Raw genomic sequence first — 15,431 nt, 5'->3', positions numbered from 1 at the left:
GGTTCGGATCAGTCTTTCAGGCTCTCTTCGCGCAGGCCGTCGGCCAGCAGGTTCAGACCAAGCACCAGTGTCAGCAGCGCGAAAGCAGGCGGCAGCGCCGGGTGCAGGTAGATCGACAGCAGCTTGCGCCCGTCATTGATGGTCGATCCCCAGTCCGGGCTTTCCGGCGGCAGGCCAAGGCCAAAGAAGCCCAAGGTGCCCAGCAGGATAGTCGTGTAGCCGATGCGCAGGCAAAAATCGACGATCAGCGGTCCGCGGGCGTTGGGCAGGATCTCCCACAGCATGATGTACCAGGGGCCTTCGCCGCGGGTCTGGGCGGCCGCCACATAGTCGCGGGTTTTGATGTCCAGCGTCAGGCCGCGCACGATGCGGAACACCGTGGGCGAGTTGACGAAGACAACAGACACGAACACCACCAGGATACCGCCAGGGATATCAAAGAGGTCCATCGCCCGGGGCAGGCCCCAGATCGCGTATTCCGGCGTGTTGATCAGGTAGCCGCCGTTGGACACCAGCTGCAGGTAGAACCAGATGATGGTCCCGAGCACCACCGGCAGCAGCCAGTTGCGCAGCTTGGGGCGGGTGTAATAGCGCGAGTTCAGCAGCACCCCGACAAAGATGATCGGGAAGATGAACAGAATGATCGCCATATAGTTCGGCACGCCGGTGGCGACGATCTCGGGTGTGACCAGCAGGTAGAACAGCAGGATCACCGGGAAGGCCAGGATCAGGTTCGCCGCAAAGGACAGGACCGTGTCCAGCTTGCCGCCGTAATAGCCCGCAGGCAGGCCCAGGGTGATCCCCACCATAAAGGCAAAGACCGCGGCCATCGGGGCAATCTTGATGACTTCCCAGGCGCCTTTCACCAGGCGGCTGAACACGTCGCGGGCCAGGTTGTCGCCGCCCAGCAGGTAATACTGGTACTCTTCTTCGCCTGCACCGCGCACCGGGGTGCCGGGCAGCTTGTTCTTCATGCCCGAGACCTGGGTCAGCGGGTCATGGGTGACGATCATGTCCATGGCACCGTAGATGCCGGTGAACACCCAGAACATCACCAGCCCGAATCCGATCATGCCGATGGGGCTGTCAAACAGTTTGCCGTAAAGACCCAGCCGCCGTTTGAAGCCGATCGAGAGTGCAAACAGGATCACCAGTGAAATCCAGACCGGCGACAGCTGGTAGATGATCCGCAGGGTGATTTCAAAAAAACCAAGAGGTTCCATGCTCAGCTGCCTTCCTTAAGAGATCCGGATACGCGGGTTCAGGTACACATAGCCGATATCGGAGATCAGCTGGGTGACCAGCACCACGACGACTGAGACCACGGAGACGGCCAGCAGCAGTTCGATGTCATTGTTGCCCGCCGCTTCCACCAGCACCCAGCCGAAGCCCTTGTAGTTGAACAGGGTTTCGACGATCACCACGCCATTCAGCAGCCAGGGGAACTGCAGCATGATGACGGTGAAGGGGGCAATCAGCGCGTTCCTGAGCGCGTGCTTCAGAACGATGTTGTGGAAGCTCACGCCCTTGAGGCGCGCGGTGCGGATGTATTGCGCAGTCATCACCTCGGTCATCGAGGCGCGGGTCATCCGGGCGATGTATCCCATGCCGTAAAGCGCAATGGTCAGCACCGGCAGGAAGAAATTCTCAAATGTCGGATTATCCATCGCTGAGGTTGCGGTGCCCTTGAACCACTTCAGACCGACCGTGGACGACGTGAACACGGCGATGAAGATCACGCCCGAGACGTATTCGGGCGTTGCCGTGGTCAGGATCGACGCGGTGGACAGGGTCCGGTCGGTGGCCGAACCTTCGCGCATGCCCGCCAGAACGCCGATGATCAGTGCCGATGGCACCATCAGCACCAGCACCCAGAACATCAGGCGGCCGGTGTTGCCGAGCCTTTCGGTGATGATCGACGAGACTTCATCCTTGAACCGGGTCGAATATCCCCAGTCGCCTTGCAGAATGCCGCAGAAGGTGGGGGCTTCGGCGGCTTGCTCTGCACTGACAGCGCCAGTGATGCAGCGGCCGGTGATGCCTGTCTCGGTCTCGCGGGTCCAGCCCGGCAGCACACCGAGCCACTGGCCGTACTTGGAGACCATCGTGCCGCCATAGCCGTTGGCATCCAGCCAGCTGGCCACAGCCTCATCCGACATACGGAAGTTGCCTTGGGTTTTGGCGAGTTTCTCAAGGTTAGGGTAGAGGTTCGTCAGGAAAAACACGATGAACGTCAGGCACAAGGCCGTCAGCAGCATCACGCCCGAGCGTCGGAGAATGAAAAGTCCCATGGGGTCCCCTGTCAGTCTGGCGGATCGGACCCGTGCGCAGGTGCGGGTCTCTTATCGTCTTTGCTGGATTGCACCGCCCCGGGCGGGGCGGTGCAGGAGGCCGGAGCGGAGCCGGGAGCCGGCTTAAGCGGCCCAGCCCCACTTGTAGTGGTGATGCTCGAAGGACACGTGCATGTCCGCGCCCATGACACCTTCGCGCATGTGGCGGTACAGCGAGCGCCAGTACGGCTGGATGGTCACGCCTTCCTCCTGGATCAGCATCTCACCCTTCTTGGCGATCTCGCGGCGCTTGTCCGCGTCGGCAATCGACAGGGCTTCGGCCAGCAGGGCGTCGAACTCCTCGTTCGCCCAGCCGAACTCATTCCAGGCTTCGCCGGACTTGTAGGCCAGCGCCCAGATCTGCACGCCCAGGGGGCGGTGGTTCCAGTTGGTGGAGGAGAACGGGTATTTCGCCCAGTCGTTCCAGAAGGTCGAGCCCGGCAGCACGGTCCGCTTCACCTTGATGCCAGCGTCGCGCAGCTGCGCGGCAACCGCGTCGGTGGTGTTCCGGCGCCAGTCGTCGTCGATCGAAAGCAGCTCATGCTCGAAGTCCAGCATGCCGGCTTCTTCCATCAGCGCGCGGGCGCCTTCCGGGTCCACTTTCTGCGGCGGCAGTTCGGCGTATTCCGGGTGGATCGGGCCGACATGGTGGTTTTCCGCAGGCTCGCCGCGGCCGCCATAGCCCAGTTCCAGGCAGACCGAGTTGTCGACCGCCATCTGGATCGCCTTGCGGACGCGCTTGTCTGCGTAAGGCTTCTTGCCGTCGATTTCCGCCAGCTGGTTGGGACGGATCACGATCGAGGACATGGTCACGACTTCAGACTTCTTGTAGCCGAGGCCGTCCATCACATCGATGAATTCGCCAACCGATTCATAGAGCATGTCCACTTCATCGGATTCCAGCGCCGCAAGCCAGGACGACGGGTCGGTGCCGAAGTCGATGTACTCGATGCGGTCCAGCGCAGGCTTGCCAAATTCGGCTTCGCCCCACCAGGTGTGGTCTGCATTACGCTCCAGTGCCGCCTTCACACCCACTTCCAGTTCGGTCAGCACGTAAGGGCCGGTGCCGACGTTGCTCAGGAAGTCGTTTGTCTGGAAGGAGGAATGCACAATGGCTGCCGGATAGTCGGCCATGCCGGCGATCAGCGAAATGTCCGAGGACGGCAGGTTCAGCTTCACGGTGTGGCTGTCCACCACCTCGATGCCGCCTTCGACGGCCTGGCCGCTGTCGGCGTCGATCAGGGTGCCGAAACGGCCGGCCATGGAGTTGCCTTCGACCGACTTGTCGCACCAGCCGGCGATGTTGCGGGCCACGTCCTCTGCGGTGAAGTCGTCGCCGTTGTTCCACTTGACGCCCTGGCGGACATTCAGCGTGTAGACGGTGGCGTCTTCGTTGATTTCCCAGCTTTCCAGCAGCATCGGGCTGATGGAGCCGTCATTGTTGTATTCCACCAGGTATTCCTGGGTGCCGCGGGTCAGGTTGCCCATCTGCGACCAGTCGTAGGTGCGCGGGTCCTTGAGCGGCCGGACTTCCATCTGCACGCGCAAGGTGCCGCCTTCCTGCATGCCCTCAGCGGCCTTGGCCGGCGCGGCCAGGCCAATCATGCCATAGGCTGCAGTTGCGGTTACACCCAGGGCGGTGGTGCGGGTCAGAAATTCGCGGCGGCCGAGCTTGCCCTCCAGAACTTCCTTGGCATGCATTTTTGCTGCCCAGTGCACCGGGGCTCCGTTGATGGTGTCTTTGGTCATTTAGGTCTCCCTGTTGTAGCGTTTGTTTGTATTATCTTACGAAACGGCTATCGGCTCAGCGGCTGGCTGAGCGTTTGTGAAGCACGTTTCGGATTAAAGTTTCCCCATAGCTGCATTCGGGCAGAGATATGCCCTTTCGTCAATGCACAGTTTCGTCGTTTCACGGTAGAAATACGACATTTGCGGCGTCGTTTTTGTAAACGGAAAGGGCATACGGCCGCATACTGTTCAAAACTGCCCAGTAATAGGGGCCAAACCAGGCGCCAGCTGGCAAACATGCGAGAATTTGCAAGCGGATCAACCTATTGGGATTTCGCGCGTGCTTGTTTACGCAGGGCGCTTGGGGACTGGCCGGTGTGCTGCGTGATGAATTTGGTGAAATATGCGGCGCTGCCGAAGCCCAGCTGGGAGGCGATGTCGCGAATGGCCAGGTCGGAGGCGATCAGCAGAGTGCGTGCGGAATGAAGCTGGCGTTCGGTCAGCAGGGCGGCGGCGGTCCTGCCGGTTTCGGCCTTGCAGACCCGCGTCAGGTGGGTCGGCGTCACCTGCAGCGCTGCGGCATGATCCGCCATTGCGGCCTGCCGGTCCTGCAGCCCGGCCACGCGCTGGCAATAGGCCCGGCAAAGGCGCTGCGCCGCAGTCTGGCGCGCGGAGTGCGCGCCGGGGTCCGGCTGGCGCCGCAGGGTGATGGCGGCCAGTTCGCACTGCGCCTGCACCGCGCGGCGCCAGAACGGTGCCTGTGCGGCCTGCTCGCGGCTGATGGCCTCGAACAGGGTGGTCAGCCGGGTCTGCTCCTGGAGGCTGGTGAAGCGTCTGTGGCAGGGCGTTTCGGGAAAGGGCGGCAGCAGCGGACCGGTCATCGTCAGAACGTGGCCCAGGCACTGGCGGGAGAATTCTGCAGACCACAGTGTGCCCGCCGGGATGAAGATGGCGCTGTGCGGCCCGAATCCGCGCTGCCCGCCATTGAGACACATGCGGCCCTGTCCGCGGGTGATCCAGATCAGCAGGTGTTCGCGGCGGCTGTGCGACAGCGAGGTCTGCCAGGCGCCGTCAGGGCTTAGGCTGAGAAGCGGGGCGGTATGAATGTCCCCGGAAAAATCTGGATCAAATGGCATCTGTTGCCTTGGGCAGTAAAAAAGATTGCCGCAACAGGCCAGAAAACGCTGATTCTGGCAAGTTTCCGCCGGAAAAAGCGGAAACTGAGTGGTATTTTACTGACCCGCCTGCTGGGCGCCCTCCGTTTACGGCAGCGCCACCTGCCGCCAATCCTTCATCCGGGCGCGGAACCAGCTGCGCTGGCGCTTGGCAAACTGCCGGGTGGCGATGGCGGCGCGCTCTTCGGCCTCCGCCAGGGTGAGCTGCCCCCGGGCATAGCCCATCAGCTCCGGCACCCCGATCGCCTTGCAGGAGGGCAGGGCGGGGTCGTATCGGTCCTGCATCGCCTCAATCTCTGCCATCGCGCCGTGATCCAGCATCAGGCCGAACCGCTTGCGGATGCGGCCCTCAAGCCACGCCTTGTCCGAATTCAGCACCATTGCGGTGCAGCGGGACAGCGGCAGCGCCGGGGCAGGGGTGTCGTCCTGCCAGCTGGCCAGCGGGCGTCCGGTGGCCTTGAGCACCTCCCACGCGCGCTGAACACGGGCGCGGTTTTGCAGATCAATGCGGCTGGCGGTTTCGGGGTCGAGCTTTGCCTTCAGCGCTTCCAGCGGCATGGCATCGCCCGACGCCCGCACCGCTGACGGTGTGGGCGGGATCTCGGCCATGCCTTCGGTCAGCGCCGTGAAATACAGGCCAGTGCCGCCGACGATAATCAGCCGCTCCGGGCCGTCCAGCAGCGGCAGCACCTCGCGCAGCCAGTGGCCGGCCGAATAGTCCGCGTCATACGCCACATGGCCGTACAGCGCATGCGGCGCCTGGGCTTCCTCCTTTGGCGAGGGGCGGGCGGTGATCACCCGCCAGCAGTCATAGACCTGGCTGGCATCGGCGTTAACGATGATGCCGCCCTGACGGGTGGCAATCTCCAGCGCCAGGGCGGACTTCCCGGAGGCGGTGGGGCCTGCGATCAGCACAGGCAGATCCGGGTCGATGTCGGGCAGGTTCATGCGGTTGCGATCCGTCTTTGATGCCGGTTCCGCAAAACTCGGCGGAAACCGCGCTGCGCGCATTGAAACCCGCAGCGATTTACTCCATTTTGCGCGCAAATTAACCCTCACATCTTCTGGAGCGCAACATGCCTCAACCGCAAGACAAGCCGGAGCTGGATCCGGCCGCCGCCTATAAACGCGTCATGCTGAAAATTTCCGGCGAGGCATTGATGGGCGACCAGGGGTTCGGCCTTCATCCGCCGACCGTGCAGCGCATCGCCCGCGAGGTGAAGTCGGTGCGCGACATGGGCGTCGAGATCTGCATGGTGATCGGCGGCGGCAACATCTTCCGCGGACTGTCCGGCTCGGCCCAGGGGATGGAGCGCACCACTGCCGACTACATGGGCATGCTGGCCACGGTGATGAACGCGCTGGCGATGCAGTCGGCACTGGAAGGCATGGGTGTCTTTACCCGGGTGATCTCGGCTATCCGGATGGATGAGGTGGCGGAACCCTACATCCGCCGCCGTGCCGTGCGCCACCTGGAGAAGAAGCGGGTCTGCATCTTTGCGGCCGGCACCGGCAACCCTTACTTCACTACCGACACCGCTGCGACGCTGCGTGCCAATGAAATGGCGTGCGAGGCGATCTTTATGGGCAAGAACGGCGTCGACGGCGTTTATGACAAGGACCCCAAGGAACACCCGGACGCGGTCCGCTACGACGAGATCAGCTATGACGATGTCTTCGCCAAGCGGCTGAAGGTGATGGATGCCTCTGCCATTGCTCTGGCACGCGACAACAACCTGCCGCTGATCGTCTTCCCGCTGGATGAGCCGGGCGGATTCCGCGGTATCCTGTCGGGTCAGGGAACCTACACGAAGGTCCAGGGCTAACCGCCTCTTACACTGTGGGAATCCGAGCGCGGGCTTTAATTTCGGCCCGCGTTCTTTCTGCCGCAGGCAGGGACCGGCCGGGCCCGGCGTCCGCAGCCCGCAATCTGGTCCCGCCCGGCCGCAGCAATAGCAGGAAAAGCGTTGCGGACGGGCTATTTGCAAGGATGCGGGAGCGCGCGCCGGAGCACCGTATCGCTCAAGAGGGGCGGCAATTCCCCCGCATGATCGCTATACATCAGCCTTCCAATGGCTTATGAGCCAAGGGAAGACCGCCTCAGATAAGGGGAGAGAGCAGCATGTCTGATGATTTTGAACTGGATACCGATGATCTGAAACGCCGCATGGACGGCGCCATGGCCAACCTGCGCACTGAATTTGCATCGCTGCGCACCGGCCGCGCCTCGGCCTCGATGCTGGAGCCGGTGATGGTGGATGCCTACGGCTCGCCGACACCGATCAACCAGGTCGGCACCGTCAACGTGCCTGAGCCGCGCATGGTCACCATCAATGTTTGGGACAAGGGCCTGGTCGGCAAAGTGGAAAAAGCGATCCGCGAATCCGGCCTGGGCATTAATCCGCAGCTGAACGGCACCATTATCATGCTGCCGATCCCGGAGCTGAACGAGGAACGCCGCCGCGAGCTGGGCAAGGTTGCCGGCCAGTACGCCGAGCACGCCCGCGTGTCGATCCGCAACGTCCGCCGCGACGGTATGGACCAGATCAAGAAGGCCAAGGCCGACGGCATGTCGGAAGATGATCAGAAGTTCTGGGAAGCTGAGGTGCAAGAGCTGACCGACAAGATGATCAAACATGTGGACGAGGCGCTTGAGACCAAGCAAGCCGAGATTATGCAGGTCTGACGGCGCATTATGCCGGGAGATGCAAATCCGCAGATGAGCCCCGCCGGAGAAGCTCCGGCGGTCCGCTCTGGCCCGCTCCACGTAGCCATCATCATGGACGGCAATGGCCGCTGGGCGCAGGCCCGCGGGCGGCCGAGGCTGTTTGGCCACCATGCAGGCGCGCGCCGGGTTCGTGAAGTTGTCGAGTGCTGCCCAAGTCTGGGCGTGGAATATCTGACCATTTTTGCCTTCTCGACCGAAAACTGGAAACGCACACAGACCGAAGTGGCCGGTCTGATGAGCCTGTTCCGCCGCTATATCTCCAAGGAAATGAATGCCTTGGCAGAAAAGAATGTCCGGGTGCGCTTTATTGGCGACCGGGTGCGGCTGGATGCCAAGCTGATTGACCTGATGGACAAGCTTGAGCGCAAGACCGAAGGCAACGGCGGCACTCAGCTCACCATCGCTCTGAACTATGGCGGCCGTGATGAGGTGGCCCGGGCCACCAAGCGGCTGGCGCGGGACGTGGCCGAGGGCCGCCTGGACCCGGAAAACGTCGATGAGGAAACCCTGCCGCGGTATCTGGACACCCATGTGCTGCCGGACCCGGATCTGGTGATCCGGACCAGCGGCGAGGCGCGGATTTCGAACTTCCTGCTGTGGCAGTCGGCCTATGCGGAGTACGAGTTCATCGACACCCTGTGGCCGGATTTCACGGCTGAGGAACTGGCGCGGCTGTGCGGCAGCTATGGACGCCGCGACCGCCGCTTCGGGGCCGTCAAGACATGAGCGCTGCCAAGGGCCGCTGGGCCGACCTGCTGCCGCGGGTGCTGTCGGCTATAGTGATGGTCCTTGCGGGCGGCTATGCCGTTTGGGCCGGCGGGCTGGTCTTTGACGGAATGATCGCGCTCTGCTGCGGCGGCATGATCTGGGAACTGGTGCGGATGCTGGCGCCGGAACGCGGCGGCCTTGCGCTGCAGCTGGGCGCAGTCTCTGCCGTTGCGGTGCTGCTGGCGGCGCTGCTGCCGGTGATCTGGGTGGTTCCATTGCTGGCTGCGCCGGTTGCGGCCGGCTTCAGCCAGTTCGAACGCAACCGCCACTATTTCTCCGGCTGCGCGATCTGGGTCCTGTTTGCGGGCTTCGGCTTCATCTGGCTGCGCGGCCAGATGGGGGTCGAGTGGATGCTGTGGCTGATCGGCATTGTGGTTGCGACCGATGTGGCCGGATATTTTGCGGGCAAGATTATTGGCGGGCCCAAGTTCTGGCCGCGCGTCAGCCCCAAGAAAACCTGGAGCGGCACAGCTGCCGGCTGGCTGGCCGCCGCCCTCGTGGGCACACTGTTTGCGGCGCAGATGGGACTGGGCTTTGGTATCGTGGTGCTGTCAGTGCTGCTGGCGATGGCCAGCCAGGCCGGCGATGTTGCGGAAAGCGCGCTGAAGCGGAAGATGGGCGTCAAGGATTCCAGCGCGCTGATCCCCGGGCACGGCGGGCTGTTCGACCGTTTCGACGGGATGCTGGGCGCCGCGGCCATGTTCCTGGCCGTGACCGCCATCTGGGGATAACCAGGCAGGAAAAGCTATGCGGAAAGTTTCGATTTTCGGCGCTACCGGGTCGATCGGGCAGAACACCATCGACCTGATCCGGCGCGCGCCTGAAGCCTATGACGTCGTGGCCCTGACCGGCGGCGCCAATATCGCGCAGCTGGCGGAGGACGCCATCGCGCTGCGGGCTGAGGTGGCTGTCACCGCTTATGAAGACCGTCTGCCCGATTTGCGCGCGGCGCTGGAAGGGTCCGGCGTAGAGGCAGCCGCAGGGCAGGCGGCCTTGGTCGAGGCCGCAGCGCGCCCGGCAGACTGGATCATGTCGGCCATCGTCGGCGCGGCTGGTCTGGCTCCGGGACTGGAGGCGCTGAAGCACGGCACAACCCTGGCGCTGGCCAACAAGGAGTTGCTGGTCTGCGCAGGCCGGCTGCTGCTGGAGACAGCGGAAAAGCATGGCGCCCGGCTGCTGCCGGTGGACAGCGAGCATTCGGCGGTGTTCCAGGGACTGGTCGGCGAGGACATCGAAGCGGTCGAGCGGATTGTCATCACCGCCTCAGGCGGGGCGTTCCGCGACTGGCCGCTGGAGGATCTGCCTAAAGCGACCCTGGCGCAGGCGTCCTCGCACCCCAACTGGGACATGGGGCAGCGGATCACCATCGACAGCGCGTCGATGTTCAATAAGGCGCTGGAAGTCATTGAAACCCGGGAATACTTCGGTGTGCGCCCGGATCAGATCGAGGTGCTGGTGCATCCCGAATCCCTGGTTCACGCTCTGGTCGGTTTCAATGACGGGGCGCTGATGGCGCATCTGGGGGCGGCGGACATGCGGCACGCCATCGGCTATGCACTGCATTGGCCGGACCGCCAGCATCTCCCGGTGGAGCGGCTGGACCTGGCCCGGATCGGCCAGCTGAATTTCCGCGCTCCTGACCCCGCCCGCTATCCGGCGCTGCGGCTGGCCTATGAGGTGATGGAGCGGGGCGGTATGATGGGCGCGGCGTTCAACGCGGCCAAGGAGCAGGCGCTGGATGAGTTCATTGCCGGCCGCATCCGCTTTACCGAAATGGCCGCGGTGACGGAGGCCGTGCTGGAGCGGTTTGCGGCGGAGCGCGGCCTCATCGATGCCGCAATGACACTTGATAACGTGACCCGGGTTGACCATCTCGCACGTCAAGAGGCCGCCAGGGCCGCAGAAAAACACATAGGGTAGATCTTTGGACATTCTTGCTTTTGTCCCGCAGTTTGGCGGTTTTCTTTATACGATCGCCAGCTTTGTCATCGCGCTGTCGGTGATTGTGGCCGTTCATGAATACGGCCACTACATCGTCGGCCGCTGGTCGGGCATTCACGCAGAAGTGTTCTCGATCGGTTTCGGCCCGGTGCTGTGGAGCCGGGTGGACAAGCATGGCACCCGCTGGCAGATCGCGGCGCTTCCCTTTGGCGGCTACGTGAAGTTCCTTGGCGATGCCGATGCGGCCTCGGGCAAGGATGCGCAGGCTATGCAGGCGGCTGCGGAGGATCCGGAGCACCTGCGCCGGACCATGCATGGCGCGCCCCTTTGGGCCCGCTCGGCAACCGTCGCGGCCGGCCCCGTCTTCAACTTCGTGATGTCGGCAATCATCTTTGCCGCCGTTGCCATGTCGCAGGGGGTGATGCGTGATCCGCTGACCGTTGGGGACATGGCGCCGCTGCCAGGTGTCGAAAGCGGGCTGCAAGAGGGGGATGAGCTAATTGCAGCAGGCGGCTTGGCGGTGCCAAGCTACCTGGATGCCGATGCCTGGGAAGATTTCCGCAAGGAACTGCCGCAGCAGCAGCAGCTGGAGTACCAAGTGCGCCGCGGCGGGTCTGAGCTCAGAGTTAGCGGTCCGTATCTGTATCCGCCCTATGTCCGCGGCGTGGTGCCGCGCAGCGCGGCATCGGACGCCGGGCTGCAGCCGGAAGACCTGATCGTCGCGGTAGACGGCAAACCGCTGGTGTCCTTCGACCAGCTGAAGGAGCACGTCGAAGCCGCAGACGGCAAGGTTCTGGTGCTGGATGTGCTGCGCGGCGGCGAAAGTGTCGAAATGGCCCTGGCGCCCCGCCGCACGGATGAGCCGCTGCCGGACGGCGGCTTTACCACCCGCTGGCGGATCGGCATCATCGGCGGGCTGGCGTTTGAGCCTGCGACCGACTCGGCCGGTTTTGGCGAGTCGCTGGCTGCGGGCGCCTACCAGGTCTGGGCAGTGGTCGAGACTTCCCTGTCAGGCCTGAAGCACATGATCACAGGCGCCATCAGCACCTGCAACCTGTCGGGGCCGATCGGCATCGCCGAAACCTCCGGCGCGATGGCCAGCCAGGGCGCGGAAAGCTTTATCCGCTTTATCGCTGTGCTGTCGACTGCAGTCGGGCTGTTGAACCTGTTCCCGGTGCCTGCGCTGGATGGCGGCCACCTGATGTTCTACGCCTATGAGGCTGTGGCGGGCCGTCCGCCAAGCGACCGGGCGGTGCGGGTGCTGATGTCGCTCGGCATTGCCATCGTGCTGTCGCTGATGGTGTTCGCGATCGGCAACGACCTGTTCTGCTGATCCGGCTGGCAGGAGTGCCAAGGGGCGGCCACGGTGCCGCCCAACTGCTGCCACATTCCCCCGTTAACGTTTCATCAACCCGCGGCGGCTGCCAAAGCGCTGCACCGCGGGCAGGTGGACTTGGACAGGGGGATGACCGATGCAGACACTCTCGCACTCTTATCGCGGCCTCGGGCTGCTGATGCGGCTGAACTGGGACCGGGCGCTGACCGGATTTGCCATTCTCGGCGCCCTGACCGCAGGTGCCTGGCTCGCTACTTTGTGATTCCCGCAACCGGCGCGCAAGCCCGTCGCGCCGGATGCTGCCAGAATGCGCTTTGATGGTTTTGACAACCGCTTTCAAACCCGGTACGCACTTGCCAAAGCTGCTATAATAATCGGGTTCAGAAAAAATGGTTTGGGGGAAAGTTACAGGCAAGTCCTGTAGTGAGCGCAAGTCGGGCATCAATATATTGTACCGTAAAGTTTCTGCCATTTCTCTGGCAGTTGCGCTGGGTTACGCGTTGTCGCCGCTGCCGGCGGAGGCGCAAAGCTACCGCTTCACCTCGGTTCAGGTTGAGGGCAACCAGCGGATTCAGACGTCCACTGTCGTCGCCTATACCGGCATCGAACGCGGCCAGACGGTCAGCGCGGGCGAGCTGAACGACGCCTATCAGCGTATTCTTGACAGTGGCGTATTTGAAACAGTCGAAATCGTGCCGCGCGGCAACACCCTGGTGATCAAGGTCACCGAGTTCCCGACCATCAATCAAATCAGTTTCGAGGGCAACCGCCGCCTCAAGGACGACGCGCTGAGCGACATCATCGAGTCCGCACCGCGCCGGGTCTTCAGCCCCACGCAGGCTGAGCGCGACGCTGGGCTGATTGCAGAAGCCTACAGCGTTCAGGGCCGTCTGGCCTCCCGTGTGACCCCGCGTATCATCCGCCGCACCAACAATCGCGTCGATCTGGTCTTCGAGATTTCCGAAGGCGACACCATCGAAGTTGAGCGCGTGTCATTCACCGGCAACCGGGTCTATTCCGACCGCCGCCTGCGGCGGGTTCTGGAAACCAAGCAGGCCGGTCTGCTGCGCACTTTCATCCGCTCGGACACCCTGATCGAAGACCGCTTGGAATTCGACAAGCAGGTGCTGAGGGACTTCTACCTGTCGCGCGGCTATGTGGATTTCCGGGTCAACAGCGCCAATGCCGAAGTCACCCAGGAACGTGACGCCGTTTTCCTGGTTGTGGATGTGACCGAGGGCCAGCAGTTCCGGTTCGGCAACATTTCTGTGACCAGTGAAATGCCGGAAGCTGACGCCGACCTGTTCAGTTCCACACTGAAGATCCGCCCCGGAGTGGTCTACTCCCCGACGCTGGTCGAGAACGCGATTGACCGGATGGAGGGGCTGGCCGTCCGCAACGAAATCGACTTTCTGCGGGTCGAGCCGCGTGTCACCCGCAACGACCGGGACCTGACACTGGATATCGAATTCGTGCTGACGCGCGGTCCGCGGGTGTTTGTCGAGCGGATCGACATCGAGGGCAACACCACCACTCTGGACCGGGTGATCCGCCAGCAGTTCCGCTCTGTCGAAGGCGACCCGTTCAACCCGCGTTCGATCCGCAACAGCGCCGAACGGATCCGGGCCTTGGGCTTCTTCGCCAACGCTGATGTGGAAACCCGCGAGGGCAGCTCTTCGGATCAGGTCATTGTCGACGTGGACGTCGAGGAGCAGCCGACCGGTTCATTGAACCTCGGCGGGGCATACTCGGTCACCGATGGTTTCGGTGTCAGTGTTGGGCTGAGCGAAAACAACTTCCTGGGCCGCGGCCAGCGGCTGTCGTTCAATATCGCCACGGCGACGGAGTTGGATTCCTATGTCCTTGGCTTCACCGAACCGTTCCTGCTGGGACGGGAGCTGAAGTTCGATCTGGACCTTGGTCTGAACGAAACCAACTCCAGCTTCTCGGAGTATAAAACCAAACGCGTCTTCTTCCGCCCGGCACTGACCTTCAACACGGGCGAGGATTCGTCGCTGCAGGTCCGCTACACCTGGGACGCGGACGAGATGCAGTTTGATGATGATGACACCAATCAGAATCTGGCGGGTCCGGTCATCCGAAGCGAAATTGCGCAGGGTGAACGGACTGCCAGTGCTGTCGGGGTCACTTACCGGTATGACAGCCGTTTGACCGGCCTTGATCCTAATGCCGGCTTCCTGGTGGAAATCGGCGCCGACTACGCCGGGCTCGGCGGCGATTCCGAATACATTAAGGCAACCACCAAGCTTGTTGCGCAGCGCCGCATCTGGAATGAGGAGGTCACCCTGCGCGCGACCCTGGAAGCAGGGGCGTTCCAATGGGAAGGCGGCGGCAACAGCCGCACCATTGACCGTTTTGTCCTGACCCCCTCTGTTATCCGGGGCTTTGAACCCGGCGGTATCGGACCGCGGGACCAGGGGTCTGGCAACCCGAACGGCGGCAACTACAATGACTTCCTTGGCGGCAACTATTATGCGGTTGCGCGCTTTGATGCGGAGTTCCCCCTGGGCCTGCCGGAAGAACTGGGGCTGCGCGGCGCTTTGTTCTATGATGTCGGCGGCCTGTGGGGATTGCAGGATGTGAACACCCTTGCGACCGACCGGATTGTCGGGAACGAACAATCCTTCCGTCACGTAGTCGGGTTCTCGCTCTTGTGGACCACCGGCTTTGGTCCGCTGCGGTTCAACTTCTCCAAAGCTCTCAAGAAAGAGGACTTCGACGAGGAACAAAACTTCGACCTGACCCTGCAGGCGAGGTTCTGATCTGGTGCGGCAGCAGGCTCCCGGCTGTTGGGCGGCGCGCGGTCTTGCCGTGGCGCTGGCCTGTTTCGGGCCTGCTTCCGTTCTGGCGCAGGACACGGTGCAGCCGGCGCCGGGTTCGGGGCGCGGATACCAGCTGGGGCTGCCGCAAAGCGGCATCCTCACCATCCAGCCGGAGCGGCTGTTCTCCGAAAGCGCCTTTGGCAAGCGGGTTGAGCGGGAAATGGAGGCGGAGGGCGCGGTGCTGACCGCGGAAAACCGCCGCATCGAGGCCGAACTGCGCAGCGAAGAGCTGGAACTGACGGAGCGCCGCAGCGGGATGGAGCCGGAAGCGTTCCGCGCTCTGGCCGATGCCTTTGACCAGAAGGTGCAGGACACCCGCCGCCGTCAGGAGCAAAAGCTGCGCGAAATCAACCAGATGGGTGAAGAGGCCCGGCGCGAATTCATCAACGCCTCGCTGCCGGTGCTGCAGCAGATCCTGCGGGAAACCGGCGCGGGCGCGATCCTTGATCATTCCTCGGTCTTTCTGAGCGCGGATGCCGCCGACATCACCAGCCTGGCCATCGCCCGGGTTGACGCGGTGCTGGGGGACGGCGCCGCGCAAGAGGATGGCGATCGCTGAGCCGGCGAACTTGCCCAAACGCC

The 15,431-nt window shown here is 63.1% G+C and carries 14 protein-coding genes; 9 read left to right on the top strand and 5 right to left on the bottom strand.

What is annotated here, in order from left to right; all coding sequences use genetic code 11:
* Positions 1-8: 8 nt before the first annotated feature.
* The 5 genes from ACXAED_RS19120 to miaA form a co-directional block, all read right to left on the bottom strand.
* Positions 9-1,223, bottom strand: coding sequence for an ABC transporter permease (locus ACXAED_RS19120; protein ID WP_475052397.1), 1,215 nt, complete (start codon positions 1,221-1,223; stop codon positions 9-11).
* Between the two features lie 15 nt (positions 1,224-1,238).
* On the bottom strand, positions 1,239-2,291 hold the full coding sequence (locus ACXAED_RS19115) for an ABC transporter permease (protein ID WP_475052395.1): 1,053 nt from the start codon (positions 2,289-2,291) through the stop codon (positions 1,239-1,241).
* A 123-nt stretch (positions 2,292-2,414) separates the two neighbouring features.
* Positions 2,415-4,079, bottom strand: coding sequence for an ABC transporter substrate-binding protein (locus tag ACXAED_RS19110; protein ID WP_475052392.1), 1,665 nt, complete (start codon positions 4,077-4,079; stop codon positions 2,415-2,417).
* Positions 4,080-4,381: 302 nt separating this feature from the next.
* Entirely contained in the window at positions 4,382-5,194 is an 813-nt protein-coding gene (locus ACXAED_RS19105; RefSeq protein WP_475052390.1) for a helix-turn-helix transcriptional regulator, read from the bottom strand.
* Between the two features lie 126 nt (positions 5,195-5,320).
* The gene (gene miaA, locus ACXAED_RS19100) at positions 5,321-6,181 is read right to left on the bottom strand and encodes a tRNA (adenosine(37)-N6)-dimethylallyltransferase MiaA (protein WP_475052388.1); all 861 of its coding nucleotides are present in this window, start codon (positions 6,179-6,181) and stop codon (positions 5,321-5,323) included.
* 128 nt (positions 6,182-6,309) lie between these two features.
* Here miaA and pyrH point away from each other — a divergent pair, with 128 nt between their 5' ends.
* The 9 genes from pyrH (at position 6,310) to ACXAED_RS19055 (ending at position 15,408) form a co-directional block, all read left to right on the top strand.
* Positions 6,310-7,059 (top strand): UMP kinase, encoded by a 750-nt coding sequence (gene pyrH / locus ACXAED_RS19095; protein ID WP_475052385.1) that lies wholly within the window; start codon positions 6,310-6,312, stop codon positions 7,057-7,059.
* A 296-nt stretch (positions 7,060-7,355) separates the two neighbouring features.
* The gene (gene frr, locus ACXAED_RS19090) at positions 7,356-7,919 is read left to right on the top strand and encodes a ribosome recycling factor (RefSeq protein ID WP_019296156.1); all 564 of its coding nucleotides are present in this window, start codon (positions 7,356-7,358) and stop codon (positions 7,917-7,919) included.
* Positions 7,920-7,928: 9 nt separating this feature from the next.
* A complete protein-coding gene (locus ACXAED_RS19085; protein ID WP_475052383.1) occupies positions 7,929-8,687 on the top strand; it encodes an isoprenyl transferase in 759 nt (252 codons plus the stop codon).
* Positions 8,684-9,460: a phosphatidate cytidylyltransferase gene (locus tag ACXAED_RS19080; protein ID WP_475052380.1), complete on the top strand. Its 777-nt coding sequence runs from the start codon at positions 8,684-8,686 to the stop codon at positions 9,458-9,460. The genes ACXAED_RS19085 and ACXAED_RS19080 overlap by 4 nt, the downstream gene beginning before the upstream one ends.
* A 16-nt stretch (positions 9,461-9,476) precedes the next feature.
* Positions 9,477-10,649 carry a 1-deoxy-D-xylulose-5-phosphate reductoisomerase gene (dxr, locus tag ACXAED_RS19075; RefSeq protein ID WP_475052379.1) on the top strand — a complete coding sequence of 391 codons (1,173 nt, stop codon included), beginning with the start codon at positions 9,477-9,479 and terminating at the stop codon, positions 10,647-10,649.
* Between the two features lie 4 nt (positions 10,650-10,653).
* Positions 10,654-12,003: an RIP metalloprotease RseP gene (rseP, locus tag ACXAED_RS19070; RefSeq protein WP_475052377.1), complete on the top strand. Its 1,350-nt coding sequence runs from the start codon at positions 10,654-10,656 to the stop codon at positions 12,001-12,003.
* A gap of 139 nt (positions 12,004-12,142) precedes the next feature.
* Positions 12,143-12,268: a hypothetical protein gene (locus ACXAED_RS19065; protein ID WP_475052376.1), complete on the top strand. Its 126-nt coding sequence runs from the start codon at positions 12,143-12,145 to the stop codon at positions 12,266-12,268.
* 127 nt (positions 12,269-12,395) lie between these two features.
* Positions 12,396-14,789: an outer membrane protein assembly factor BamA gene (gene bamA / locus ACXAED_RS19060; RefSeq protein ID WP_475052374.1), complete on the top strand. Its 2,394-nt coding sequence runs from the start codon at positions 12,396-12,398 to the stop codon at positions 14,787-14,789.
* A gap of 49 nt (positions 14,790-14,838) precedes the next feature.
* Positions 14,839-15,408 carry an OmpH/Skp family outer membrane protein gene (locus ACXAED_RS19055; protein ID WP_475053149.1) on the top strand — a complete coding sequence of 190 codons (570 nt, stop codon included), beginning with the start codon at positions 14,839-14,841 and terminating at the stop codon, positions 15,406-15,408.
* Positions 15,409-15,431 lie beyond the last annotated feature (23 nt).

The sequence above is a fragment of the Leisingera sp. ABM4_103 genome, assembly GCF_056158685.1.
This window is presented reverse-complemented; position numbering and strand designations above follow the sequence as displayed.